A 25124-nucleotide genomic window follows, 5' to 3' on the forward strand; every position below is an offset into this window, starting at 1 on the left:
GATTTCTCTAATTTAGTTTTCATTTTCGCGTTGTTGCATTTGTTCAATCTGCTGACGAAAAGCATCGACATCCTGAAAATCCTGATACACCGAAGCAAAGCGTACATAGGCCACATGATCCAGTGCAAACAGCGCCTGCATGACGATTTCACCAATGGTTCTGGATTTCACGTCCCGCTCACCCAAACGGCGAATATGTGACTGAATGTCACTAAGTACCGTTTCAATCTGTTCTTGGGTGATAGGACGTTTCTGTAAAGCATGCATCAAGGAGCGACGTAATTTTGCCTCATCGAACGGTTCATTCTTACCATCCGATTTAATGACGCGTGGCATCACCACATCATAACTTTCAAATGTGGTAAAACGCTCACCACAGATGACGCACTCACGACGACGACGAATCTGACACCCTTCAGCAGCCAGACGGGAGTCGATAACTTTACTATCAGCAGCGTTACAAAATGGACAATGCATAGTTGCGCGATTATTTAATCTCTTCGCCTAAGTGTAGCAAAGTTTCTGCAATTGCAGAACCAGCACCCGAAAGGCATAAAAAAACAGCCCCATGAGGCTGTTTTTACATCATATCTGGTATGAATTATTCAATACGTTCGCCATGTTGACTCAAGTCAAGACCCATACGCTCATCATCAGCGCTAACACGAATCCCGATCACCAGATCAATCACTTTCAGAATAATGAAGGTCACGATTGCACTATAAGCCATGGTTGCCAATACGCCTTCAATTTGCACCCACAATTGCCCTGCAAACGTTGGCGCGAGTGCCACATTTGCAGCCTTGATGATCTCATCGCTATAGAAGATGCCTGTCAGAATCGCACCCACGATACCACCGACTGCATGTAAACCAAATGCATCCAGAGCATCATCCGCTTTAAGCAGGCGTTTCAATGCGGTAATTCCCCAGAAACAGACCACGCCACCGATGAGACCCATAATTAATGCGCCACCGACACCCACGAAACCAGCAGCAGGTGTAATCACCACTAATCCTGCAACTGCACCCGATGCACCACCCAATACTGAAGCTTTACCACGAATCACACGTTCAACAATCAGCCAAGAGAAGGCAGCAGCCGCGGCAGCAACTTGTGTCACCAGAATCGCCATACCTGCACGTGCACCCGCACCTAAAGCACTACCACCATTGAAGCCGAACCAGCCGACCCAGATCAGGCTGGCACCAATCACGGTTAAGGTCAGGTTATGTGGCGCCATAGACTCACGGCCTAGACCAGTACGTTTGCCTAACATATACGCTGCAACCAGACCCGCAACACCGGCATTGATATGCACAACCGTACCACCAGCAAAATCTAATGCGCCTGCTTTAAATAACCAGCCATCTGCTGCCCAGACCCAGTGTGTAATCGGTGCATAGACCAGAATCACCCAAACAGCGATAAAGGCCATAAATGCAGAATATTTCATACGGTCAGCGATTGAACCACTGATAATGGCAACCGTAATGATGGCAAAGGTCATTTGGAAAATAACGAACAGGCTTTCTGGGATGGTACCCGTCAAGGCATCAAAGGCTACGCCATTCAGCATGGCTTTAGCGAGATCGCCGACATAGGCCCCTGAACCGGAGAAAGCCAGCGAGTAACCAACGGTCACCCAGATCAAGCTCACAAGAATCGCTGCAGAAAGGCTGAACATCATGGTGCTAAGAACGTTTTTCTTACGCACCATCCCCCCATAGAACAAGGCTAAGCCGGGAATCGTCATCAACAGCACCAAAGCCGTTGAAACCAGCACCCATGCGGTATCACCCGTATCGACCTTTGCTTCCGCAGCAGGTGCGGGAGTTGCTTCCACAGGAGCTGGCGCTTCTGCTGCAACAATATCTGTTGATGCAGTTGTGGTATCAACCGCTACAGCGTGTTCAGTAACAGGTGTTGAAGCAGCATCTTCTGCCCAAACCAGCGCTGAACCACCTAAGAGTGCGCCAGATAGACTGAGCGCCATAAGCATTTTTTTCATTCGTGTCCCCCAACCTGATTTCGCGAGCTATTGCTATACTTTTAATAGCTCAGCAAAGTTTGTGCCAACTTACACAGCATCTGGCCCAGTCTCGCCCGTACGGATACGGATCACTTGCTCCAAATTGGTCACAAAAATTTTGCCATCACCAATTTTGCCTGTGCTTGCGACACGCGTAATCGACTCGATTACGGCATCAACCATTTCATCGCTAATTGCAATTTCAATTTTTACTTTTGGTAAGAAATCAACCACATACTCTGCACCACGGTACAGTTCTGTGTGACCTTTTTGACGTCCGAAACCTTTGACTTCAGTTACGGTAATCCCTTGAACACCAATCTCCGAAAGTGCTTCACGCACATCATCCAGTTTGAATGGTTTTACAATTGCAGTTACAAGCTTCATGTTTGTTTTCCTTCGGCTTATTTTCACCAGTAAGGTTTTATGTTCAATTTTCATGCCAATATTTAAAGGTTGGGGGTTTTTAAATATCGGACATAAGCTTTCTTTATAACCTATTTAGCCTTGAAGATGTAGATTGTCCATCGAAAATAAGTATCATTTGCCGCTGTTTAACTGGATTGCTAAGTCATATCCGCTTCTGGCCCGAACTGTGCTAGAGGATTGCGGCAAGCAGTGATACACTGAGCAGCAAACATACATAACTGATTGAGTCCCTTATGATTGAAACGCTTTTACAGGCTATTTTGCAGCAAGTCGATCAACCAAAAAAAGATTTAGAAAAAAATCTGCGCGCCTTGTTAAATGAGAGCATCGAAAAACTAGATCTCGTTTCAAAACAAGAACTTGATCGTCAAAGAACGGCACTTGAGCTTGCTAATCAACGTCTGACTGAACTCCAGCAACAAATGAAAACACTTGAAGACATCATTCAGAACAAAAAATAAGCACCAACTCGGTGCATTTTGTACCCTTCAATGATTAAAAATAAAGCACCACAATGGAACAATAATAAGATGTCTTTTGCCAAGATCTACACCAGAGGGCTATTAGGACTACATGCCCCGCAAATTGAAGTTGAAGTACATATCAGTGCAGGGCTTCCTTCCTTAACCATTGTGGGTTTGCCAGAAGCTGCCGTGCGTGAAAGTAAAGATCGTGTACGTTCAGCCATCATCAATAGCGGTTTTCAATTTCCCACCAAGCGCTTAACCATCAATCTGGCACCCGCCGATTTACCTAAAGATGGTTCCCGGCTGGATCTGCCGATTGCTTTGGGGATTCTGATTGCTTCTGGACAATTACCGGAACACAGTACCGAAGGCTTTGAATTTATAGGGGAACTGGCGCTGGATGGACATTTACGTCCCATTTCAGGGGCATTAACCATCGCCATGGCCTGCCAGCAGGCCCGACATCGTTTGCTGCTGCCCTCTGGTAATCTGGACGAGGCAAACCAACTTCCCGATTTTGAAGTCTATGCCGCGCAACATTTACAAGAGGTGTGTGCACATTTTTCGGGCAATTCCCAGCTGGTAGCTGCACCACAACGGCCAAACTCAGCCACATCTGCCTATGCATTTGATCTGGCCGATGTAAAAGGACAGTTGCGCCCACGCCGAGCGCTGGAAATTGCCGCTGCGGGCGGACATTCTTTATTATTTAAAGGCCCACCTGGCACAGGTAAAACCTTATTGGCATCTCGCCTGCCTTCGATTTTACCGCCGCTCAATGCGCAGGAAAATCTAGAAGTCGCCAGTATTTATTCAGTAGCCAATGCCCCGCACAGTTTTGGCCAACGTCCCTTTAGAGCACCACACCATACCGCCTCAGCCATTGCGCTAGTCGGTGGCGGTTCCCAGCCCAAACCGGGAGAAATTACTCTCGCCCATCTAGGGGTCCTATTTCTGGATGAATTACCTGAATTTGACCGCAAGGTGCTGGAAGTATTACGACAACCGTTAGAGTCCAAGGAAATTGTGATTTCTCGTGCGGCACGGCAAATGACCTTTCCTGCGAATTTCCAGTTTATTGCAGCCATGAATCCTTGCCCATGTGGTTATGCCTTCAATCAGGACAGCCGGTGCCAATGTTCCCCGGAAAGTATTCAACGCTATCAAAACCGGATCTCTGGCCCATTGCTGGATCGTATTGATTTACATATTGATGTACCGCCGTTACAAGCTCAGGAACTACAAGACCGTACCCCCACCGAGAATTCTGCCAGTGTCCGGCAGCGTGTGATTACTGCCTACCAAAAACAGATCCAAAGACAGCAATGCTTAAATCAGGCTTTGTCACCGAAGTTACTGGAACAATATGCACTGTTAGATGACAGTTCGACCAAAATTATTGAGATGGCGCAGCAACGCCTTAACCTGTCTGCACGTGCCTATCATCGGGTATTGCGTGTTGCACGCACGATTGCCGATTTAGCCGAAAGTGATCTGATCTCAAGCAGTCATTTAACCGAAGCGCTGTCCTATCGGGGCAATCAGACCTGAGTTTTTTCTTTTGACACCCCAACAAAAGTATCCATCAAAGTGCGGGTACTTTTGTGAAGTATGCTTTTAAAAATAAACACTAGAAGATGGAATCAACAGCACCAAGCGAGATCAATATTCCAGACAAGCAATCTGATCATTCCTCCCTAAACAACTTTCTCGCGGGCTGGCGATTATGACCTACGACACGGTGCTACTTAGCTTAGGATTGTTTGCCTTCTGTGGTGGCCTGATTGACGCCGCAGTAGGTGGTGGGGGTTTAGTTCAAATCCCTGCGCTATTACATGCTTTACCCCAGCACAGCATGACCACAGTTTTGGGCACCAATAAACTGGCGGTATGGGCAGGTACTGTTTCCTCTATTTTTAGATATGTGAATAAAATTCAATTGGTCTGGAAGTTGCTCATCCCGACCATGCTATCAGCCTTTATCTTTGCCTTTGTGGGTGCAATGACGATTGCACATATTCCCAAGCAATTGATGAGCTATCTTGTGTTGTTTTTGCTCATCTTTATGGCGATTTATACCTTTCTCAAGAAGGACTTAGGCACCCATAGCCGCTATGTGAACTGTGGAGCTAAAGAAATTGCTCTAGGAATCTTTTTTGGTGGACTCATCGGATTCTATGACGGTGTATTTGGGCCAGGGAGTGGCAGCTTCCTGTTGTTCTTGTTTGTCAAAGGCTTTGGCTTTGATTTTCTCAATGCCTCTGCATCAGCCAAGATTGTGAATATTGGCACCTTTAGTTCAGCACTTTTATTCTTTATCCCTACAGGTCATGTGCTATGGGAAATCGGCTTAATGATTGCTGTCTGTAATGTCTTGGGCGCCTTCGTCGGTGTATTTCTGGCGCTGCGCTATGGCAGTCAGTTTATCCGGATATTTTTTCTGTTCCTGTTAGCCTTTCTGATTATCAGAATGGGATTATCTATAGCCTGAATCTATCGCAAGTCATTATTTGATTTGAAAGCTCTCTCAAACGAATATCTTTCAATATAAAAAAAGCCAGCAATAAAGCTGGCTTTTTGTTTATCCAAGCAAGCTTAGAATGCTTTGGTCAAAGTAAATACTGCACCTGTTTCTGTGCCACGCTTTAACGGCTGGAAGTCTGCGTCAATATTGGTGCCTACTGCAGCCAGTTCAGCAGTCAGGCCAGACACGGATTTGACGCTATAGGTCACACCCACTTTCCAGTCGACATAATTATCGTCTTCACCACCGGTATCACTGAAGTCATAGTTATCCACTTTGGTATAGCCGACACTTGCCACTCCACCAAAGCCAGTATCGGCAAACGGAATGTTATAGGTAGCATTCACATACCAGCCATTCTCATCTGTACCTGCAAAATCATTGGTATAGTTCAAACTCCCCAATAAACTGTCTCCAGAGGCCAATACATTTTTAAAGCCTAGTTTTGCGTAGAGTTCTAACCAGTTCAGGTCAGATGCACTTGGATAACCGTAATACCATAAACCAACATCTAAAGTCGGCTTACCGGCAAATGGTAGCTCAGTCGCATAGCCGACATAAGGATCTAACTCAAGATGTGGATCAGCGCCACCAAAATTAACATTTGAGCCCCATACCCCCGCATAAAGACCAGATGAATGCGTTAATGCAAAACCGCCCTGTATTGCCGGATCAGATTGGGTCTGAGTAATACCACGATAACGATAATCTGTCGTTAATGCAGCGGTTCCTGAAAAACTCAGACCGTATTGAGATAAGGTATTGGCCTCTTCTGCCATCGCAAAAGTTGAAGTGACAGCACAAATACTCAACGCGATCGCTTTACATGCAAATTTCATCATCTTGATCTCCCCCATGATGGATATTCGACTGATTTAAGTTTTAAATTGCATCGCATAGTCAGTAGCAATTGCTGTGCCAACTCCATTTAAGCCTCTATTCAGCTTGGTTTTATCCAATAACCTCTCTTGACTTAGATTTTTACCCTCTCCAAGTGAGTCCCTTACTGTAATTCTCTGCGTTTTTGAACTATTAAGACGCATTCATCCATTCAAGATTATTTTTCGCACAAAAAAGTGGCATATCGTGAACTGCAAAAACATTTAGATTGCTTAAAATATAGGCATTCCGTTATAAAACTAGGCGATGTGCCATAAAAGTGCATAGTTAAAAACTTAAATCTGCCTGAACTTTTGTAAGTTTTAGAACGGACAGTCATTGCCATTCGTCGGGATGTCATTTTTTGCAAATCAAGCTGAATAATTTTTAAACAAAGAAAAAATAAATATTTAAAATAAAAGAAAAATTACCTCAATAAATCACATATTTTGATCCAAACCAAACAAAAAATAACCAGATTATTTTATATCCAAAATAAATAATATTATTATTTAAAATCATTAACTTAAATTTATAATGTGTATTTTTTAAACAAGAAATAAATCATAAAATTTTATAAGTATTTTATTTAAAAATAATTAAAAATTTTTAATAAAAATCTATCTTTTTTATGCATAACTTATACAATTGATCAAAATTTCGGTTTTATCCCAAATTTATTATTTCTAATGAGGCGAGCTATGCCAAAGGCAAAGAAACTTACTTTAGCGGTTTTGATTAATGCCGCGTTAATTACCTCAACATATGCAAGCGAACAAAGCGAAGCAAAAGGACTTGTTGAAGATGCCAAAGGGGATATTTTATTCCGTACTGGTTATTTAAATCGTGACAAAAAGAATGGTGTCGAAGACACTAGCTCATATGCTCAGACGGCAATGGTGAAACTGGAAACTGGTTTTACTCAAGGTTTGGTTGGCTTTGGCGCTGGAATCATCGGTGATGCTTCTTTTAAATTAGGCTCAAACAATAATGCCGGTAATGGCATGATTCCGAAACACCCAGATGGTTCTGCTTATGATCATTGGGCACGTGGCGGCGGTTTTGTTAAAGCACGCGTTTCGAATACAACTGTGACTTATGGTACACAGATCCTTGATTTACCTGTTTTAGCAAGTAATACAGCACGTTTGGTACCTGAATACTTTGATGGTGTATTGGCAAACAGCCGTGAAATTGATGGTTTAGAACTTACTGTTGGTAAATTTACCAAAAATCAGTATTCTGACCAGATTAATTCAGATGGTAACCAATTAGACCGCGCTGTCGTTTGGGGTGCTAAATATAAAGTCAATGATCAGTTAAATACGGCTTACTATGGTACTGACATCAAAGACCGCTTAGAACGCCACTATGCAAATGTAAACTATAAGCAAGCTTTAGCAAACAATAGCTCATTAACTTATGACTTCAGTGGTTATCATACTGACTGGGATCGTAAAGCAAATGATAGCTTATATTCTTATATTGGCTCTGCAGATGATAAATACCGCAACTCTATCTGGGCAATTTCTACAGCGTATAATACTGGCCCACATACTGTAATGGTTGCATATCAACAAAATAATGGTAAAGCTGGTTATGACTATGGTCTTGGTAAAGGCGTAGGTGATGGTCATCAAACTATTTACTTACCAAACTCTTATCTATCAGACTTTATTGGTAATGATGAAAAATCGGCACAGCTTCAATATAGCCTTGATTTTGGTAGCTTCGGTGTACCAGGTTTAAGCTGGACTACAGCATTTGTATACGGTTGGGATATCGACACCAATGCTGCTGTTAAAAACGGTAATAATGTAGTTGCTCGTGTACGTACTGCAGATAATGCAACTGAACGTGAGTTCTTTAATCAGGTGAAATACACAGTTCAATCTGGTTTTGCCAAAGATGCGAGCTTACGTTTACGTCACTCGTATTACCGTGCAAGCGATGAATACCAAGATGGCTATATCGGTGATACCAACGAATGGCGTATCTGGCTTGATATTCCTGTGAAATTATTCTAATTCACAGCTGATCAAGCAATAAAAAACTCCATTCAAATGAATGGAGTTTTTTTATGACCAGATTTTAAAAATTTAAAACCTGGCCAGCAGTTCAAAGTTACTTTTTAGCGGCTTCGATTGCTTTAAGTACTTCAGCTTTAGCAACGTCAGCACCTTCCCAACCACTGATTTTTACCCACTTACCAGGTTCTAAATCTTTATAGTGGGAAAAGAAGTGCTCAACTTGGCTGATCAACAATGGCGGAAGATCCGTATATTCTTGAACATCTTTATAAAGTGGAGATAATTTTTCGTGTGGAACAGCGATCAATTTCGCATCGATACCACCATCATCTTCCATTTTTAATTTGCCCACTGGACGGCAACGAATCACAGAACCCGCAGCAACAGGATGTGGAGTTACAACAAGTACGTCTAATGGATCACCATCTTCAGACAAGGTATTTGGTACATAACCGTAGTTTGCTGGGTAGAACATTGCTGTACCCATGAAACGGTCTACAAATAACGCATCTGAATCTTTATCGATTTCGTATTTGATTGGGGCTGCATTTGCAGGAATTTCGATAATGACATAGATGTCATTTGGTGCGTCTTTACCCGCAGGAATATTGCTATAACTCATATCAACACTCGTTTATATTGTGAAGTAGATGTAAATCGGACCGATTATAACGTGAATACAGCGAAAATGATGCTAGATATGTAGCGAGCTGGCGAATTTTATAGCCAGCTGTCATCAGGTCATTTTGATCGTAATCACAAACAGTAAAATTGGACAAAGTAGCGAGAAAAACCAGATGATTGAACGTAATGTGGCCAGATTAGCCAGATAGCAAATGCCATAAATCACACGAAAGACGATATAGGCCCAACCCAAAGACAAAATAAAATACTCTGGGATCACCATATATTCTGCCATCAAAATCGCAGCAATAAACAAAGGGAGACTTTCAAAGCTATTTTGTTGTACCGCATTTGCCCGTGCTGACAGCCCTGTAGTTTTCGCTAAAAAATCACGAGGATTCTGATTATCTTTTGCTTGAAAACCACCTTTTGATTTTGCAATCAAGGTAAAAACATACGGCAATAAACATGCGACGATAATAATCAATATAATGCCGCTAATACCTTGCATGCTGACATCCATCATTTGAAGTTCTTCTGATCATGCTATCATAACTTATAATTTATTGAACATTCATGTGTGCTTGTTCAACAAGCGTTTCTTTTACACACCTTGTTTGTGTAAAAGTTGTGTTTTTTCATACTGTTTTAAGGTCAACCTATGCCGCAACCCGACCAGAAAGAAATGTTTGAGGTCCTTGCTCAACAACGCCAGCACCAGCAATTGGTTGATCGTGTACTCAAAATCGTATTACCGATCATGGCATTTCTACTCAGTGTGATTTGTGCCAATCTGAACTGGCAGTCTACGCTGGGTACTTTTGTGATTCTGACAGTGGCCTTTTATGCAGTCGGTATTTATCGCCTGACACTGTGGCACTGGCTGACGGTCATTGTGCTTTATGCAGTTGCCGATAATTATTTTAGTTTTAATGGCATTGATCCGACACGATTGCGTTTCCAACTCGCGACCATGGTCGTTTTTGTGGGTATCGTAGGGATTGGCCGACCTTATATTGATCGCTGGTTAATGAAATCTAATAATAAATAACCTGAGTTAAGCTTCAAGATTTCTCTAACTTATTGTAAAAATTATATTGGCGGAATCTTGCCGAGTACTCATCCAATTTCAGGATCGGCCTGCGGCTAGCCCTACTTTTCTTTTGGGAAAAGTAGGCAAAACCATTGTCATCCGCAAAACTCGTTCACTACCATCAGCCAGTTTAATAAATCGCAGAAACAACAAATTATTAATGACGTCCTATCTCAAACAGTTGCGGATGACATTCCCGAGTATCATATTTCATCTAGAATTTTACATTGAACTCAAATTAAATAAAAAACGCCGCTATTGCGGCGTTTTTTATGCTTCCTTATTTGAGAAGCCTAAAACTTTAAGCTGGTTTACGTAAATCTTTACGTAAGATCTTACCCACGTTCGATTTCGGTAATTCTTCCATAAACTCAACATAACGTGGGCACTTATAGCCTGTTAGGTTTTGTTTTGCATAAGCAATCACTTCTTCTGTGGTTAAAGAAGGATCTTTTTTCACGATGAACAATTTTGGCACTTCACCTGATTTTTCATCTGGAACACCAATTGCAGCCACTTCCAATACTTTTGGATGTTTCGCAATGACTTCTTCGATTTCACTTGGATAAACGTTAAAGCCAGATACCAGGATCATGTCCTTCTTACGGTCAACGATCTTCACATAACCACGTGAATCCATTACACCGATATCACCGGTACGGAAGAAGTTGTCAGCCGTCATCACTTTCGCAGTTTCGTCTGGACGGTTCCAGTAGCCCTTCATGACTTGTGGGCCACGGATCGAGATTTCACCCTGTTCACCCAGTGCAACTTCTTTACCGTCATCATCCAGAATCGCAACTTCAGTTAATGGCAATGGAATACCAATGGTGCCGCTGAATTCAGTTGTAGCAGGAGGATTCGCAGTTGCAACAGGTGAAGTTTCAGATAAACCATAACCTTCGATAATGGTAGTACCTGTAATTTTCTTCCATGCTGCTGCTGTCGATGGCAATACCGCCATACCACCACCCATCGCCATCTTCAGATTGCTATGGTCAAGCTGTTTGAATTCTTCGTTATTCACCAAGGCATTAAACAAGGTGTTTACCGCCGGGAAGAATGAAGGTTGATATTTACGTAATTCACCCACCACCGCAGGCAAGTCACGTGGATTTGGAATCAGGATATTGGCCTGGCCTTTATACATACCGTAAAGCGCACATACCATGAAGGCAAAGATGTGATACAGCGGTAATGCACATACGATGCGATCACCTTTGGCACTATCAGAACCGCCAAACTTACTTGAGAAAATCGCTTCACACTGGAGCAAGTTTGCAACAAGATTACGATGCGTTAATTCAGCCCCTTTAGAAACACCTGTTGTACCACCCGTATATTGAAGTACTGCGGTATCGCTTAAGGTCAAGCTTGGACGCTTATAATTGCTTGGGTTGGCTTTGTTTAAGGCCGCATTGAATTTAGTATGGCCTGGAATATTCCACGCTGGAATTTGCTTACGTACTTTACGTAAAACAAAATTCACGATGGTCCCTTTCAGGGTACCAAGCATATCACCCACTGAAGCCACCACAACATGCTTCACTGGTGTTTTGCCAATAATGTTTTGATAAACATTGGCAAAGTTTTCAATAATCACTAAAACTTCAGCACCAGAGTCATTCAACTGATGCTCAAGCTCACGTGCGGTATAAAGTGGATTGACGTTGACCAGTACCAGACCTGCACGGAAAACCCCTAATGCCACCACTGGATATTGAAAAACGTTCGGCATCATTACCGCAACGCGCGAGCCTTTGGCTAAACCCAAAGTTTGTAAATAAGCTGCAAATTTACGGCTAGCGACTTCTAATTCATTAAACGTTAAAACTTTATCCATGAAGATAAAGGCATCACGTGAACCAAATTTTTGGAAATTGCGTTCAAAAATATCAACAAGTGAGGTGTTTTCAGCAGGCAGTTCAACTGTTTCTGGAATTCCTGTCTTTTGGTATTCAGCAAACCAAATTTTTTCCATAATGCCCTTATCTCCGAGTGGTAATCCTTAAAAATGTAACAACGTTACTTTCCATGGCAAAACATTTTTTTTAACTTTTTGAATTGCCCTGTCAATCTATCCAAACAATATGAATACATTGTCATATATAACGTATTTGTATCACAGAATACTAGCCTTATCTCTGAATGAGGAGTCTATTTGCTTTTTGATATCCACGTGGTAAAAGTTGCCCCTTTGTTGCTCTTTTTCCTAGATATTTTTGTAGATCATCCCCTTTCAACTTCAGATGCTGTTGTCCTGCATCGACTTGGATTATTTCATCTAACGTCAGGGTTGTCATGGATAAAATTTGCTCTTTTTCATCAAGTTGTATCAACTTGTTACCCTTACCTTTATTGAGAGCTGGCAGTTCAGTTAAATCAATAATCAGTAAACGACCCGATGAACTCAGGATGGCAACATGGGTGGCTTGCTGAATAGGCAAGAGTGGTAAAGCGGTGGCTTTGTCTGCAACCGTCAGGAAAGCCTTCCCTGCTTTGGCATTGGTGTCTAGCTGGGCCGCCTGACTCTTAAAGCCGTAACCGTTGGAACTGGTTGCAATCAGTTCGCTGCTCTCCTCATCAATAAATACCTGAATAAAGGAAACACCGCTGGCAGGCGAAAGTTTTGAACTGAGCGGTTCACCCAAACCACGCGCCGAAGGCAGACTGCTGATTGGCAAGGCATAACTACGCCCGGTCTCATCCAGGAAATACACACGCTGGTTGGTTTTACCCACTGCATGACTGAGATACTGGTCACCCGCACGATAATTCAGATTTGCTGCGTCTACTTCTGCCCCTTTGGCAGCACGTACCCAACCGGCTTCCGACAATACGACAGTCACAGGTTCAGCAGGCATTAAATCCTGTTCTTTAATTTGCACTGCATCCGCACGCGCCACAATCGGTGAACGACGGTCATCACCAAACTTTTTCGCATCTTCTTTTAATTCGTTAATGATCAGGTTTTTTAATGATTCCGGATTGGCGAGTTGCTCACGAATAATCGCAGCTTTCGCTTCCAGTTCTTCCTGTTCACGACGAATTTCCATTTCTTCAAGCTTGGCCAAATGACGAAGTTTGAGTTCGAGGATTGCTTCCGCCTGAATCTCGTCAATACCAAAATGCTGCATTAGTACCGGTTTTGGCTGATCTTCTTCACGAATAATCCGAATCACGGTATCAATATCCAAGTAGGCAATTAAAAGACCTGCCAGGATATGTAACCGCTTTTCAATTTTGGTTAAATGATATTGCAAACGGCGGGTCACGGTTTGCTTACGAATCTCGATCCATTCCAATAAAATACGGCGAATCGATTTCACCTGTGGGCGACCATCCGCACCAATCATGTTCAGGTTGACACGATAGCTGGATTCCAGATCCGTGGTGGCAAATAAGTGACTCATCACTGTTTCGGCATCGACACGGTTCGAGCGCAATACAATCACCAAACGGGTGGGATTGGCATGATCGGATTCATCACGAACATCACTGACCAACGGCAATTTCTTGGCAATCATCTGGTCTGCGATCTGGGTAATCACTTTGGAACCCGAAACCTGATAAGGCAGTTCAGTAATCACAATCTCATTTTTGTCGACCGTATACACGGCACGCATACGATAACTGCCACGACCTGTGGTCTGAATTTTGAGTAATTCTTCTGGCGGGGTAATGATTTCAGCCTTGGTCGGTAAATCTGGCGCCGGAATATATTCTGCCAGTTTGCTATCTGAAGTTTCAGGATTACGAATCAGTGCGATGGTGCCCTTGACCACTTCACGCAAGTTGTGTGGCGGAATATCCGTTGCCATCCCCACCGCAATACCGGTCGTACCATTTAACAGGATGTTCGGGACGCGTGCTGGCAACGTGATCGGCTCTTTCATTGATCCATCGAAGTTGTCCTGCCATTCGCTAGTACCCTGCCCCAATTCGCTGAGTAATAGCTCGCTATAGGCAGAAAGTTTGGCTTCGGTATAACGCATCGCAGCAAATGATTTTGGATCGTCCGGCGAACCCCAGTTACCCTGACCTTCAACCAGTGGATAGCGATAGCTAAATGGCTGCGCCATCAACACCATCGCTTCATAACAGGCTGAGTCACCATGCGGATGGTATTTACCCAGTACGTCACCAACGGTACGAGCCGATTTTTTCGGCTTGCCTGTCGATTTCAGGCCAAGCTCACTCATCGCATAGACAATACGGCGTTGTACAGGTTTTAAACCATCACTGATATGCGGCAATGCACGATCCATAATCACGTACATGGCATAGTTCAGGTAAGCCTGTTCAGTGAATTCGGCTACGGAACGGTTTTCTGTTGCATGATGTGCAAGGCTGGTCATTTCAGCAAGTCATCCAAAATCATTGTTATCGTCAATGTTTTGTATGCTATGTGGATGCAGGCGTTGTGACAAGCCCTTGTTGTTGTTTAAACGTCAAATGGTGTCTTGCGAAGAGGACAAGACCTCAAAAGTTAAACATTCTTCATGATATACCAGCCGATAAGCAGCATAAAGCCATAATCTGGACCAGCATCTTTTGTTGTACAAAGTCGCTTTTTAGCGCGTATTTTTCTTTTTCAATTGAATCAGATCAATGCTCATCTGTGGAAGAAGCCGAATCGGCATCATCTTCCTGATAAATAAATTTCGGCATTTCCAGACCAAAATAAATTGCGATCAAACGTAAGGTAAAGCCAAATACCAAAGTAAAAATTACCGTCAGATCATGGGGTAAACCGACTTCCAGACAGACCCAATAACAAATCACCGCGACAAAGGAAATACTGGCATAGAGCTCACGACGGAACACTAACGGCACATCATTACACAGAATATCGCGCAGAATACCACCCGACACTCCAGTGAGTACCCCTGCCACCGCAGACACCACAAAACCATGTCCCATCGATAAGGCAATCTGGCAGCCAATGATGGTAAAGCCAATAAGACCGAGCGCATCCAGTACCAGAAAGATATTGCGCAGATGGCGCATCCATTTGGCAATAATGATGGTGACAAAAGCCGCAGCACAGGTCAGCACTAAATATTCAGGATGTTTAACCCAGGTTAAAGGATAATGCCCGAGCAGCACGTCACGTACCGAACCGCCACCTAAGGCCGTGACACAGGCAATCAGCACCACACCAAACCAGTCCATACTACGTCGACCCGCTGACAATGCCCCAGTCATCGCTTCCGCAGTAATGGCAATAATATAAATTACGGTGAGTAACATCTGCCTACATCCCTAAATCAGGCGTAAAAGTGTGCGCTATTCTAAGACAAAGTTAGATGAATTGTGCACAACATTGTTTAAATTTTTTCCCCGAGCCACAAATGCAGGGTTGTTTCATGGTGATTTGCATATCCAGCGTCGGATCCAGGAAATACCACTGCTGTTGATGCAACACAAAATGTGAAATTTCATGATGCACATGAGCTTGTTTACCGTCATGGTAATGTGCCTTAAACTCAACCAGTGCATGGGTTTTATCCAGCTTGGGCTGGTGCTGGACCACTTCCAGTTTTAACCACTGATTAGACTGGCTCCAGTCAGCAATTGCAGCACGGTCCAAAGCGGACTGTTGCCCTAAAGCCGTAGTTTCCAGAATATAATCAATCTGTTGCAAAGCAAAAGCGCTATAGCGCGAGCGCATTAATTGTTCTGCATTGAGTGCAGACTGCTGTTTCAAATGTAAAGGCTGACAGCATTCAGCATAAGGTCCATGTCCGCAAGGACAATTCTTTGACAAAATCATGTTGAATTCTCAAATAAAAATAGCCCGAGGACAACCGTTGCATTGCAACGATTAAACTCAGGGCTATCCAGTTTCTACTGCTTAGTTATTTCTTCACTCAAAGCACAGAAGACTTTCGCAAGACCCGGCATGCCGGATCTTGCGCAACAATGCTTCTCGGGCATTGCTTAATCTTGCTCTGGCTTCTCTTTGGCAATAATACGTACTTTTTCAATTTTGTGGCCATCCATAGTGACCACTTCAAAGCGATAACCATCGACTTCAACCGTATCCCCATTTTCAGGTAAACGACCGAGGTGGAACAGGATATAGCCTGACAAAGTTGAATATTCTTCGCTTTCATCGACTAAATCTTTACCCAATAACAAAGACACATGACGAATATCGGTTGAACCTTCCAGCAACATCGAACCATCATCAAGACTTTCAGCCGCCGCTTCCAGCTCATCTTCATCAGGGAATTCACCCGCAATCGCCTCTAATACATCAATCGGCGTTGCAATCCCTTCAATGGAACCGTATTCGTTCAAGACAATCGCCATTTGTAACGGCGCCTGGCGTAACTGTTCCATGACCATCAAGACCTGTGCATTCTCATGCACAATCACCGGTTCACGTAAATGTTTACTAAAATCAATTGCACCTGTTTCGATGTATTCGTTTAGCACTTTGTGCGTTAAAACAATACCTTCGATATTGTCCAGCTCACCGCGTGCCACGATCAAACGTGAATGGGTCATGGCCATCAAACGTTGTTTCAACTCGGCAGGATCATCATCCAGATCTAACCATTCCAACTCTGGACGAGGCGTCATCACCGACTTGACCGGGCGCTCAGATAAACCAAGCACACCTTGTACCAAGACACTGTGATATACGCCATTGTCTTCATCAAAGACTTCTTTGGCATAAGCTTGTGTTGCCAATACATCTTCAGCTTCGTTGTTCTGGCTTTCAATGCCATTGCCTTTATTGCCGAGCATACGTAAGACGGCAGAAGCGGTGCGATAGCGTAAATCTGTTGTCGTCACCATCTTCTCTTGGTTACGACGCATGGTTTGATTAACGACTTCAACCAAGACCGAGAAACCAATTGCTGCGTATAAGTACCCTTTTGGAATATGGAAACCAAAACCTTCCACCACCAATGAGAAACCAATCATCATCAGGAAGCCGAGACACAGGATCACCACAGTTGGATGCTTATTGACGAAATCCATCAGTGGTTTTGATGCCCAAAGCATGATACCAACAGCAATAATCATTGCCAGCATCATTACACTTTGATGCTTCACCATACCGACAGCCGTAATCACACTATCTAAAGAAAAGACGGCATCCAAAACTACAATCTGAACAATAACCATCCAGAAAGTAGCATGTACTGGACTTTCTTCTTTTAGCGCTTGCTTACCTTCAATCCGTTCGTGCAGTTCCATGGTGCCTTTAAATAACAAGAACACACCACCAAACAGTAAAATTAGGTCACGACCAGAGAACGGATGATCAAAAATATGGAACAGCGGTTCGGTTAAGGTCACCACCCATGCAATTGCCGCAAGCAATCCTAAACGCATCAGTAAGGCGAGAATCAAACCAACTCTACGAGCAGCATTACGTTGTTCAGGCGGTAATTTTTCTGCCAAAATTGCAATAAAAACAAGGTTATCAATACCAAGTACAATTTCAAGCACCACCAATGTTGCTAAGCCAACCCATGCAGCGGGGTCAGACATCCATTCCAGAATCATTGACGTGACTCCTCTGCAAAATCAGCAATATTGTTATGAAGTTGAATTTTTAAAAGGTCGGCACGATGAGCCAAAACATTTTTTGTAGGAAATAGGAACAATGCGGAGCGACAACAACCACTACTCATAGAGGGACATAAATTAATAAAAGGATTTTCAGTATAGGCAAGATTTCACTGAAATTCATCTTTTTTATGTTGATGTTGTTTGCAAATTCTTTCCAAGCGTTACAAAACCACTTTGTATGTAAAATGTGCATAAAACTGTCATAAAGCTCGATTAGCCTAGACAAGCACAACGAAAATGATAAGGTGAAAATAAACGAATGAATAGTGTTCTAATAATGACTGAAAAGAAAAGCATTACCCCTACTCCCATAAAAACCACCCAATCTCTCATTGCCCTTTATTGCGGTTCACGTACTGGCAATAAACCGATTTACCGTGATAAAGCCATCGAACTGGCCCAGCATATTGCCGCTCAGGGTCTTGGTATTGTCTATGGCGGTGCCAGCATTGGCTTGATGGGCCAAGTCGCCGATACCGTACTTGATCATAGCGGTGAAGTGGTCGGTGTGATCCCAGAATTCATGCTGGATTATGAAATTGCCCATCATCGTCTGACCGAGCTGCATATTGTCCAGTCCATGCATGAACGTAAGGCACTGATGGCCGAACGGGCCAGTGCCTTTATTGCCTTGCCGGGTGGTTTAGGCACCTTTGAAGAAATTCTGGAAATTGCAACCTGGGGACAACTCAACCAGCACCAGAAACCCATGATTATCTATAATGTTAACCATTTTTATGATGCACTGATTGCGCAACTGGATCATGCCGTTGAAGAAGGTTTTTTACCCCCACAACATCGCGCCAAAGTTGTTATTTGTGAAACGCTTGAACAAATCTCAAGTGCGATCAAGAACCTGAATGCACCCAGCCATATTGAAGTATAAGATTGCAATAAAAAAAGCGGATCGATTGGATCCGCTTTTTTATGGTTAGCGTTTAGTTGATATTGACTTGATAGACTGCGGTGGAACCACTCACTTCATTGCCCACTACCAGCAATGGCTTGCCATTAGGTGAATCTTTTGCCGCAATAAAGATCAGACCTTCTGGCCCTAAATCGCCCTGTTTTGCAGTCTCAGTTTCAGTAAAGTTACGTGTGGTAAAATATTCAATAAATTTCGGTTTATTCGGGGTACTAATGTCATAGACCATAATGCCACTCATTCGCTCTAAACCAATAAAGGCAAAGGTTTTTTGACCAATGCTACCAACAGTAATCCCTTCTGGTTCAGGCCCTTTATTATCACTACGATCATCAAAAGCAACTGCTTCATGGTCACTATTAAAATAATCAGGGAATAACTCAGCCGTTTTCTTTTCAAACTCGCTACCCGAATCCCAGACCAGTTGCCCTTGGGTATTCCAGATACTGAATGAACGTGCGCCATAGGCATACAGCTTGTCATAAGTCAGCAAACCATTGGCATCCAGTTTCGGAGAACCATCCGCATTGGTCTGGTACCCCATATTCCAGGCAATATTCAGGCGACCTAATTGCGCATCCTCACGACATCCGCCTGCAGCTGTTTCTGTTGCACCACAATAGGCAAAAGTGACTGGATTAAGCTTGGCACCTTTCACTCCAACTGCTAGCTTTTGCAGATGCGCAGGATAGTCTCCTCCTGTATTAAAGCCCTTACTGTTAAATAAATGCTTCATCCGAATATTTTCAACAAAACCTTGACCAGTATCGCCGGCATAGTAGGCTTTGGAATCTTTTAACCATTCACGGCTATCGCCTTCATTGGCTGTCACTAAATAGGTTTGTCCATTGGCTTGATAGTTGGCAATCGAGTCAGGCTGATACATCCCCACCAAGCCCGCCCAGGTTTTGATATCAATTTTCTTGTCCTTATCACTGACATCCAGCTCATTGCCTACAACACCATGGTCTTTATAGCCCAATGGATAAATATCGGTGAATTTCTGCTGAGCAATATCAATACGTGCAATGGCATTATTTTCTTGTAAGGTGACCCATGCGGTTTTGCTGTCCGCCGAAACCGTAATATATTCAGGCTCCAAGTCTTGAGCGACACTCGCATTTGGCCCAAAGATCCGTACCCCTTTCGCCAATAGATCGGCCTTTTGCGTGTTCCATGCTTTGAAGTCTGCCACACTGGCTTTGGGTTGCTTGATATTAGTAATATCGACAATACTGACAGAGCCCTCTGGATCAACTGAATAATCATCATTCGGCTCGCCTTCGTTAGCCACCAGAACGGTTTTACCATCAGGGCTAAAGGTCAGCATATCGGGCAAAGCGCCCACACTGACTTTACTGATAAAACTTAAATCTTTGGCATTAAAAAATACCACGATTCCCGTATCGGTTTTCTGCTCAGCCTGAACTGCAAGTGCAACAATGCCATTTTTCACCGCAACACTATTCACTTCCGAATTAGTCAAATAAGTACGTGCAGATAACTCGGCAATATGTATTGGTTTTTCAGGTTTAGATGCATCTAGTACATCAACCAGTCCCTTTTGTGCATTGACAACAAATAGACGTTTGGTTTCAGCATCATAGGCTGGAATTTCAGCCGCACTTTGGGCAAAAATATTGGTTTCGTAGCGCCCCAATAAGCTCAGTTTAATTGTTTCTGGTGTCGGTTCAACGATTTCTGCCGTTGGCTTTGAGTTGTCGTTATCATCATTACACGCCACTAACCCCACAGACAGTAACGCTGTCAATAACACTGAAAGTTTAAATTTCATGATCAAATTCCATACAATTTATTTTGTATGGCTAATCTAGTCGCCCGTAGTGCAAATTCGATGACATTTTAATGTCAGTTTCATGACCGCTATTTGACAATTTTTGTCTTTATTTCACGCTTATTTGCATTAAACTAAAGCTGAATTTTTACTCATCAAGGCTCATGACCAGCACAACCCATCAGGCAGTACAACCCGAATTTCGACTATTGGTCCTTCTGGTTTCCATTGGCTTTTTTATGCAGGCACTGGACACCACCATCGTCAATACCGCGATTCCAGCCATGGCTGTACAACTCAATGAAAACCCCTTGCAAATGCATGGCGTGATTGTGGCCTATGTATTGTCGGTTGCGGCATGTATTCCTTTAAGTGGCTGGCTGGCAGATCGCTTTGGTATCCGCAATATTTATCTGAGCTCCATGGTCATTTTTAGTCTGGCTTCGCTCGGCTGCGGCTTATCCCAGAATCTGGAACAACTGTTGTTTTTCCGGGTGATTCAAGGTGTTGGCGGCGCATTGCTGATGCCGGTAGGTCGTCTGGCGCTACTCAAGATTATTCCACGCTCTCAATTTCTTTCCGCCATGAGCCTGATGAGTCTGGCCGGCCTGGTGGGTCCTTTAATGGGCCCCACCTTAGGCGGCTGGCTGGTGGAAGTCACCACTTGGCACTGGATTTTCCTGATCAATATTCCAATGGGTATTCTCGGGATGATCATGACCTGCAAAATCATGCCGAATCGTAAAGAACCTACGGTCAAATCCTTTGATTTAAGTGGCTTTATCTTATTAATTGTGGCGATGGTCGGCTTGTCTTTGGGCATCGAGAATATCGCGACACCGCAATATTCCCGGCTGGTCAGTTTAGCGCTATTGGCGGCTGGACTGATCGCTGCGGCAGGCTATGCTTACCATGCCCACACTCATCAGAATGCCCTGTTTCATGGGCGCTTATTTGGCTACAAAATTTTCTCGGTCGGGGTTTTAGGCAATTTCTTTGCCCGTTTGGGCAGTAATGCGATTCCCTTTATTTTACCGCTCATGCTACAGGTGGCATTTGGTTTCGAACCGTTCATTACCGGTTTGATGATGATCCCAATGGTACTCGGCTCATTATTTTCCAAGCCAATTGTACGCCCACTGATTCAACGAGTCGGTTATCGCCGTTTCTTACTGACCAATACCGTGTTGGTCGGGCTGTGTATTGCCAGTTTTTCCCTGATGACGGCAGCGACACCGCTGTGGCTGAAAATCCTGCATTTGTTTATCTTTGGTACTCTCAATTCATTGCAGTTTGTCGGTATGAATACCCTGACCTTGAAAGACTTACCTCAGCAGGATGCCAGCAGCGGCAATAGTTTCTTATCAATGATTATGATGCTGTCCATGAGTATGGGCGTGGCACTGGCAGGTACCTTGATCAATGTATTTGGTCAATATTTCTCATCTGCTTCGATTAGTGCCGCATTCCATGCCACCCTTATTACCCTCGGTTGTATCAACATCATTACGGCGATGGTCTTCTGGCAGATCCCTAAAGAAACCACCGATTAAAGATATTGCTGTGGCAACCATATCAAAATAATAAGGAAAATATTCGATGCTTATTCCCCGGTACTGGGCTGAAGCCAAAGTAAAAACTCGTATAGCAGGACGTCATTACACGCTTAAACGTTTTGGCTGGTCAGATCACAGTCCAGAGGCGGCCCAAGTGCATGCAGAGCACCGTATTGCACAAGCGATTGAGAAGATTAAAGCCGGTGAAAACATTCATCGAATGGATCATAAATCCACATATAACGGTGCCGAAGGTCTGCCCATTCGCGAAGAAATTATTGCCCAGCATGATGATGTGATGATCACGCGCAATGCCTACGGCGCCTTGTGCCTCAACACGCCTGATGTGCTATTTGCCGATATCGACTTTGCAGAATCCGCTCGGTTGAGCGTGCATGTTGCTGCTTTTTTCTTGCTGCTGTTAGTTTCAATCGCAGCCGCTGCTTATTTCATGTCCTGGCTGATTCTGATTATTGGCCTGATGATGTCATTTCTATTGATCCGTGTTTTTACCAAGAGTTTATCTAGGCTACAACAACGTTTTACCACGACACCTGAACAGCGCTCACTCGCTTCGATCCGCAACTTTTCTCAGCAGTATCCAGACTGGCATTTGCGTGTCTACCGTACGCCAAAAGGACACCGGATCTTGGCAATGCATCGAACCTTTGATGCCAATGGAAAAGAAGCCGAGTTACTGTTTGAGTCGATTCAAGCTGATCCTCACTATGTCCGGATGTGTAAAAACCAGCACTGTTTTCGGGCCCGTATCAGTCCAAAACCGTGGCGCATTGGCATGCAGCGCTTAGGCTTCGGTGTTTGGCCCGTCGATCAGCAATATGTCGCCAGTAGAAATAACTGGATTCACGATTATCAACAGCGTGCCGAACCTTATGCGTCCTGTAGATTTGTGGAACAATTTGGTAGTCAGATAGTCAATGCCAAGGCGAAACGGGTACAATTGCTACATGATCAATACTGCAAATCTGGCACTCATCTCGACCTCGCATAAACACTGATACTATGGCAAAGAAATCCGCAGCATCTTCCTTCTCTCAACATTATCCGACCTATGCCAGTATCGGATTAGCAGTCATGCTGGGTGTGGTGAGTTATTTCGGTCTGTTCTATCAACAGAAAGCTGCTGCGCAAGACTATGCCATTCGTGGTTTTGATGTTTCCCATCATCAAGGGGAGATCAACTGGAAAAAAATCTCTCCGATGCAGTATCAATTCGTCTATCTCAAAGCCACCGAAGGCGGCGATTTCCGTGACCGTAATTTCCAGCAAAACTGGCTCAAGGCTCGCGAACAGGGCTTACATGTCGGCGCCTATCATTTTTATCGCCTATGTCGTGACGGTAAGGTACAGGCTGAAAATTTTATTGCGACCGTGCCGAAGAAAGCAGATGCCCTGCCACCTGCCATTGATCTGGAATATGACAGTAACTGTATCAATACCTATACCAAAGAGCAGTTACTGAAAGAAATTCAGGTCATGCATGACCAACTGCACAAACATTATGGCAAACAGCCGATCTTTTATATCTCGAAAAGCTTTTATCATATTGTGTTGATGGGAAATTTCACCGAAACACCGCTTTGGGTCAGAGATTATGAAGGCAAACCTGAACTGAAAGATGGTCGCCAATGGACGTTTTGGCAACATAGCAGTCAGGGAAAAATTGCAGGTATTCCCAAAGCAGTGGATTTAAATGTCTATGCCGAATCACCTAAACAATGGCGGATTTTCCTGAAACAGCAAGGCATTCAAGATGCCAAATGAATTACGAAAAATCATCCATATCGACATGGATGCCTTTTATGCCTCAGTCGAACTGAGAGAACGTCCTGATCTCAAAGATCTGCCTGTGGTGGTATCTTCACACCATCCACGTGCGGTCATTGCGGCTGCCTCCTATCCAGCCCGTGTCTTTGGACTGCGTTCAGCCATGTCGATGGGACAAGCCAAAAAACTCTGCCCACAGGTGGTGGTGATTGAACCCAACTTTGAAAAATACCGTGAAGTTTCAGCGCAGATTCATCATATTTTTCAGCAATATACAGCTTTGATTGAACCTCTGTCCTTAGATGAGGCCTATCTGGATGTGACTGAAAATTTGAAGAATATTCCGAGTGCGACTGAAGTGGCAGCGCACATCCGTGCCGATATTTTTGCAACTACGGGACTGACAGCTTCTGCCGGTGTGGCACCAAACAAGTTTCTGGCAAAAATCGCCTCGGACTGGAACAAACCCAATGGCTTATTTGTGATTAAACCGCATCAAGTATTGAAATTTATTCAGGATTTAGCGCTAAGCAAAATCCCGGGAGTCGGTAAGGTCACTCAGGAACGATTAAGCCAGCTGAATTTGCATACCTTGGGTGATCTGCAAAAAATCGAAGAGAATGTCCTGGTTCATCATTTTGGTAAATACGGTAAACAGCTGTATTTATATGCTCAGGGAGTTGACCACCGCCCTGTAAAAGCAGAACGCGAACGCCAGCAGATTTCCAAAGAGATTACCTTTGATGACGACTATACCCTCGAACAGTGTCGCCATGCCTGGCAGCCGCTCGCCGAGCAGGTATGGCGCAGTCTGAATAAAAAACAACTGAGCGCACGCGGGGTCAGTGTAAAACTTAAACTCAAGAATTTTCAGGTATTGCAGCACAGTAAAAGTTTTAAGCAGGCCCTGCAATCACAACAGGACTTGGCACAAGTGGTTTTCCAGTTGCTTAATGAAATGCATATCGATCCGGCGTTTCAGTTCCGACTGGTCGGGGTCGGTGTTTACCAGCTACAGACGGCACAGGACGAATCCCAGCTTTCTTTATGGTAGTGCTGTTTTTTTAAACAGAAGCATAATTATTGTTCAAATTTATGTTTGCTTTTTATGCAATATTCAGTACTCTAAACAACGCCGTAACATTATCCATGTTATGCGCTTTGCTAAAGAAAACCTCGCTTTTAGCATCTGCTCCTGTGATTGGTGTGACGATCAAATCCGAAGATTACAGGGCACTTCCGATGTTGTTGAGTTGCTTCTTTTTCCAATCAAAATTCTTCATCTTTCGCTTTTCATTTCCTCCTTCATTCCCTGATGATTTAATGGAAATAGACACTTTTTCCGCCTGATTTATACAAAATTACACTGCGATTCAATTGTATCAAGTA

General features: G+C 43.7%; 22 protein-coding genes. 10 read left to right on the forward strand and 12 right to left on the reverse strand.

Annotation, left to right across the window (positions count from 1 at the left end; translation table 11 throughout):
• Positions 1–12: 12 nt before the first annotated feature.
• The 3 genes from nrdR to glnK all read right to left on the reverse strand — a co-directional run bounded on the left by nrdR (position 13) and on the right by glnK (position 2419).
• Entirely contained in the window at positions 13–477 is a 465-nt protein-coding gene (gene nrdR / locus ACINWC323_RS16250) for a transcriptional regulator NrdR (RefSeq protein ID WP_009508081.1), read from the reverse strand.
• Positions 478–601: 124 nt separating this feature from the next.
• The gene (locus tag ACINWC323_RS16245) at positions 602–2011 is read right to left on the reverse strand and encodes an ammonium transporter (RefSeq protein WP_009508419.1); all 1410 of its coding nucleotides are present in this window, start codon (positions 2009–2011) and stop codon (positions 602–604) included.
• A gap of 69 nt (positions 2012–2080) precedes the next feature.
• The gene (gene glnK / locus ACINWC323_RS16240; RefSeq protein WP_004656379.1) at positions 2081–2419 is read right to left on the reverse strand and encodes a P-II family nitrogen regulator; all 339 of its coding nucleotides are present in this window, start codon (positions 2417–2419) and stop codon (positions 2081–2083) included.
• Positions 2420–2694: 275 nt separating this feature from the next.
• On the opposite strand from glnK, the gene ACINWC323_RS16235 reads away from it, so the two are divergent.
• From ACINWC323_RS16235 to ACINWC323_RS16225, 3 genes are all read left to right on the forward strand, one after another.
• Positions 2695–2922, forward strand: a complete 228-nt coding sequence (locus tag ACINWC323_RS16235) for an accessory factor UbiK family protein (RefSeq protein WP_009508400.1) — start codon at positions 2695–2697, stop codon at positions 2920–2922.
• A 69-nt stretch (positions 2923–2991) separates the two neighbouring features.
• Positions 2992–4479, forward strand: a complete 1488-nt coding sequence (locus tag ACINWC323_RS16230; RefSeq protein WP_032881026.1) for a YifB family Mg chelatase-like AAA ATPase — start codon at positions 2992–2994, stop codon at positions 4477–4479.
• Between the two features lie 175 nt (positions 4480–4654).
• Positions 4655–5419: a sulfite exporter TauE/SafE family protein gene (locus ACINWC323_RS16225; protein WP_009508059.1), complete on the forward strand. Its 765-nt coding sequence runs from the start codon at positions 4655–4657 to the stop codon at positions 5417–5419.
• A 104-nt stretch (positions 5420–5523) separates the two neighbouring features.
• Here ACINWC323_RS16225 and ACINWC323_RS16220 read toward each other — a convergent pair whose 3' ends face one another.
• Positions 5524–6294, reverse strand: a complete 771-nt coding sequence (locus tag ACINWC323_RS16220) for a TorF family putative porin (protein WP_009508431.1) — start codon at positions 6292–6294, stop codon at positions 5524–5526.
• 738 nt (positions 6295–7032) lie between these two features.
• Between ACINWC323_RS16220 and ACINWC323_RS16215 the strand changes: the two genes are divergently transcribed.
• Complete coding sequence (locus tag ACINWC323_RS16215) at positions 7033–8358, forward strand: OprD family outer membrane porin (RefSeq protein ID WP_009508414.1); 1326 nt, start codon at positions 7033–7035, stop codon at positions 8356–8358.
• Positions 8359–8455: 97 nt separating this feature from the next.
• Here ACINWC323_RS16215 and ppa read toward each other — a convergent pair whose 3' ends face one another.
• A complete protein-coding gene (gene ppa, locus ACINWC323_RS16210; RefSeq protein ID WP_009508394.1) occupies positions 8456–8983 on the reverse strand; it encodes an inorganic diphosphatase in 528 nt (175 codons plus the stop codon).
• 114 nt (positions 8984–9097) lie between these two features.
• On the reverse strand, positions 9098–9496 hold the full coding sequence (locus tag ACINWC323_RS16205) for an MAPEG family protein (protein ID WP_032881013.1): 399 nt from the start codon (positions 9494–9496) through the stop codon (positions 9098–9100).
• 150 nt (positions 9497–9646) lie between these two features.
• On the opposite strand from ACINWC323_RS16205, the gene ACINWC323_RS16200 reads away from it, so the two are divergent.
• The gene (locus ACINWC323_RS16200; protein WP_009508058.1) at positions 9647–10036 is read left to right on the forward strand and encodes a hypothetical protein; all 390 of its coding nucleotides are present in this window, start codon (positions 9647–9649) and stop codon (positions 10034–10036) included.
• Between the two features lie 343 nt (positions 10037–10379).
• Here the strand turns inward: ACINWC323_RS16200 and ACINWC323_RS16195 are convergent, their stop codons facing one another.
• From ACINWC323_RS16195 to ACINWC323_RS16175, 5 genes are all read right to left on the reverse strand, one after another.
• Positions 10380–12059 (reverse strand): long-chain-fatty-acid--CoA ligase, encoded by a 1680-nt coding sequence (locus ACINWC323_RS16195; protein WP_004773931.1) that lies wholly within the window; start codon positions 12057–12059, stop codon positions 10380–10382.
• Positions 12060–12216: 157 nt separating this feature from the next.
• On the reverse strand, positions 12217–14436 hold the full coding sequence (gene parC / locus ACINWC323_RS16190; protein WP_009508425.1) for a DNA topoisomerase IV subunit A: 2220 nt from the start codon (positions 14434–14436) through the stop codon (positions 12217–12219).
• A 250-nt stretch (positions 14437–14686) separates the two neighbouring features.
• Positions 14687–15331: a trimeric intracellular cation channel family protein gene (locus ACINWC323_RS16185; RefSeq protein WP_005226310.1), complete on the reverse strand. Its 645-nt coding sequence runs from the start codon at positions 15329–15331 to the stop codon at positions 14687–14689.
• A 52-nt stretch (positions 15332–15383) separates the two neighbouring features.
• Complete coding sequence (locus ACINWC323_RS16180) at positions 15384–15854, reverse strand: YchJ family protein (protein WP_009508032.1); 471 nt, start codon at positions 15852–15854, stop codon at positions 15384–15386.
• A gap of 167 nt (positions 15855–16021) precedes the next feature.
• Positions 16022–17605 (reverse strand): TerC family protein, encoded by a 1584-nt coding sequence (locus tag ACINWC323_RS16175; protein WP_009508423.1) that lies wholly within the window; start codon positions 17603–17605, stop codon positions 16022–16024.
• Positions 17606–17930: 325 nt separating this feature from the next.
• Here ACINWC323_RS16175 and ACINWC323_RS16170 point away from each other — a divergent pair, with 325 nt between their 5' ends.
• Positions 17931–18557, forward strand: coding sequence for an LOG family protein (locus tag ACINWC323_RS16170; protein WP_009508038.1), 627 nt, complete (start codon positions 17931–17933; stop codon positions 18555–18557).
• Between the two features lie 52 nt (positions 18558–18609).
• Here the strand turns inward: ACINWC323_RS16170 and ACINWC323_RS16165 are convergent, their stop codons facing one another.
• Positions 18610–20391 (reverse strand): choice-of-anchor I family protein, encoded by a 1782-nt coding sequence (locus tag ACINWC323_RS16165; protein WP_009508384.1) that lies wholly within the window; start codon positions 20389–20391, stop codon positions 18610–18612.
• A gap of 164 nt (positions 20392–20555) precedes the next feature.
• On the opposite strand from ACINWC323_RS16165, the gene mdtD reads away from it, so the two are divergent.
• Genes mdtD through dinB form a run of 4 tightly spaced genes read left to right on the forward strand, consistent with a single transcriptional unit; the run spans position 20556 to position 24789 of the window.
• Positions 20556–21944 (forward strand): multidrug transporter subunit MdtD, encoded by a 1389-nt coding sequence (gene mdtD / locus ACINWC323_RS16160; protein ID WP_009508042.1) that lies wholly within the window; start codon positions 20556–20558, stop codon positions 21942–21944.
• A gap of 46 nt (positions 21945–21990) precedes the next feature.
• The gene (locus ACINWC323_RS16155) at positions 21991–22959 is read left to right on the forward strand and encodes a hypothetical protein (RefSeq protein WP_009508060.1); all 969 of its coding nucleotides are present in this window, start codon (positions 21991–21993) and stop codon (positions 22957–22959) included.
• A gap of 11 nt (positions 22960–22970) precedes the next feature.
• On the forward strand, positions 22971–23732 hold the full coding sequence (locus ACINWC323_RS16150; RefSeq protein ID WP_009508064.1) for a glycoside hydrolase family 25 protein: 762 nt from the start codon (positions 22971–22973) through the stop codon (positions 23730–23732).
• Positions 23722–24789, forward strand: a complete 1068-nt coding sequence (gene dinB / locus ACINWC323_RS16145) for a DNA polymerase IV (protein ID WP_009508433.1) — start codon at positions 23722–23724, stop codon at positions 24787–24789. Before ACINWC323_RS16150 ends, dinB begins: the two co-directional genes overlap by 11 nt.
• Positions 24790–25124 lie beyond the last annotated feature (335 nt).

It is taken from the genome of Acinetobacter sp. WC-323 (assembly GCF_000314615.1).
Lineage (GTDB): Bacteria > Pseudomonadota > Gammaproteobacteria > Pseudomonadales > Moraxellaceae > Acinetobacter > Acinetobacter courvalinii.

Coding starts and splice junctions, on each gene's coding strand:
- nrdR (WP_009508081.1), bottom strand. CDS start 477: ATGCATTGTCCATTTTGTAACGCTGCTGATAGTAAAGTTATCGACTCC.
- ACINWC323_RS16245 (WP_009508419.1), bottom strand. CDS start 2,011: ATGAAAAAAATGCTTATGGCGCTCAGTCTATCTGGCGCACTCTTAGGT.
- glnK (WP_004656379.1), bottom strand. CDS start 2,419: ATGAAGCTTGTAACTGCAATTGTAAAACCATTCAAACTGGATGATGTG.
- ACINWC323_RS16235 (WP_009508400.1), top strand. CDS start 2,695: ATGATTGAAACGCTTTTACAGGCTATTTTGCAGCAAGTCGATCAACCA.
- ACINWC323_RS16230 (WP_032881026.1), top strand. CDS start 2,992: ATGTCTTTTGCCAAGATCTACACCAGAGGGCTATTAGGACTACATGCC.
- ACINWC323_RS16225 (WP_009508059.1), top strand. CDS start 4,655: ATGACCTACGACACGGTGCTACTTAGCTTAGGATTGTTTGCCTTCTGT.
- ACINWC323_RS16220 (WP_009508431.1), bottom strand. CDS start 6,294: ATGATGAAATTTGCATGTAAAGCGATCGCGTTGAGTATTTGTGCTGTC.
- ACINWC323_RS16215 (WP_009508414.1), top strand. CDS start 7,033: ATGCCAAAGGCAAAGAAACTTACTTTAGCGGTTTTGATTAATGCCGCG.
- ppa (WP_009508394.1), bottom strand. CDS start 8,983: ATGAGTTATAGCAATATTCCTGCGGGTAAAGACGCACCAAATGACATC.
- ACINWC323_RS16205 (WP_032881013.1), bottom strand. CDS start 9,496: ATGCAAGGTATTAGCGGCATTATATTGATTATTATCGTCGCATGTTTA.
- ACINWC323_RS16200 (WP_009508058.1), top strand. CDS start 9,647: ATGCCGCAACCCGACCAGAAAGAAATGTTTGAGGTCCTTGCTCAACAA.
- ACINWC323_RS16195 (WP_004773931.1), bottom strand. CDS start 12,059: ATGGAAAAAATTTGGTTTGCTGAATACCAAAAGACAGGAATTCCAGAA.
- parC (WP_009508425.1), bottom strand. CDS start 14,436: ATGACCAGCCTTGCACATCATGCAACAGAAAACCGTTCCGTAGCCGAA.
- ACINWC323_RS16185 (WP_005226310.1), bottom strand. CDS start 15,331: ATGTTACTCACCGTAATTTATATTATTGCCATTACTGCGGAAGCGATG.
- ACINWC323_RS16180 (WP_009508032.1), bottom strand. CDS start 15,854: ATGATTTTGTCAAAGAATTGTCCTTGCGGACATGGACCTTATGCTGAA.
- ACINWC323_RS16175 (WP_009508423.1), bottom strand. CDS start 17,605: ATGATTCTGGAATGGATGTCTGACCCCGCTGCATGGGTTGGCTTAGCA.
- ACINWC323_RS16170 (WP_009508038.1), top strand. CDS start 17,931: ATGAATAGTGTTCTAATAATGACTGAAAAGAAAAGCATTACCCCTACT.
- ACINWC323_RS16165 (WP_009508384.1), bottom strand. CDS start 20,391: ATGAAATTTAAACTTTCAGTGTTATTGACAGCGTTACTGTCTGTGGGG.
- mdtD (WP_009508042.1), top strand. CDS start 20,556: ATGACCAGCACAACCCATCAGGCAGTACAACCCGAATTTCGACTATTG.
- ACINWC323_RS16155 (WP_009508060.1), top strand. CDS start 21,991: ATGCTTATTCCCCGGTACTGGGCTGAAGCCAAAGTAAAAACTCGTATA.
- ACINWC323_RS16150 (WP_009508064.1), top strand. CDS start 22,971: ATGGCAAAGAAATCCGCAGCATCTTCCTTCTCTCAACATTATCCGACC.
- dinB (WP_009508433.1), top strand. CDS start 23,722: ATGCCAAATGAATTACGAAAAATCATCCATATCGACATGGATGCCTTT.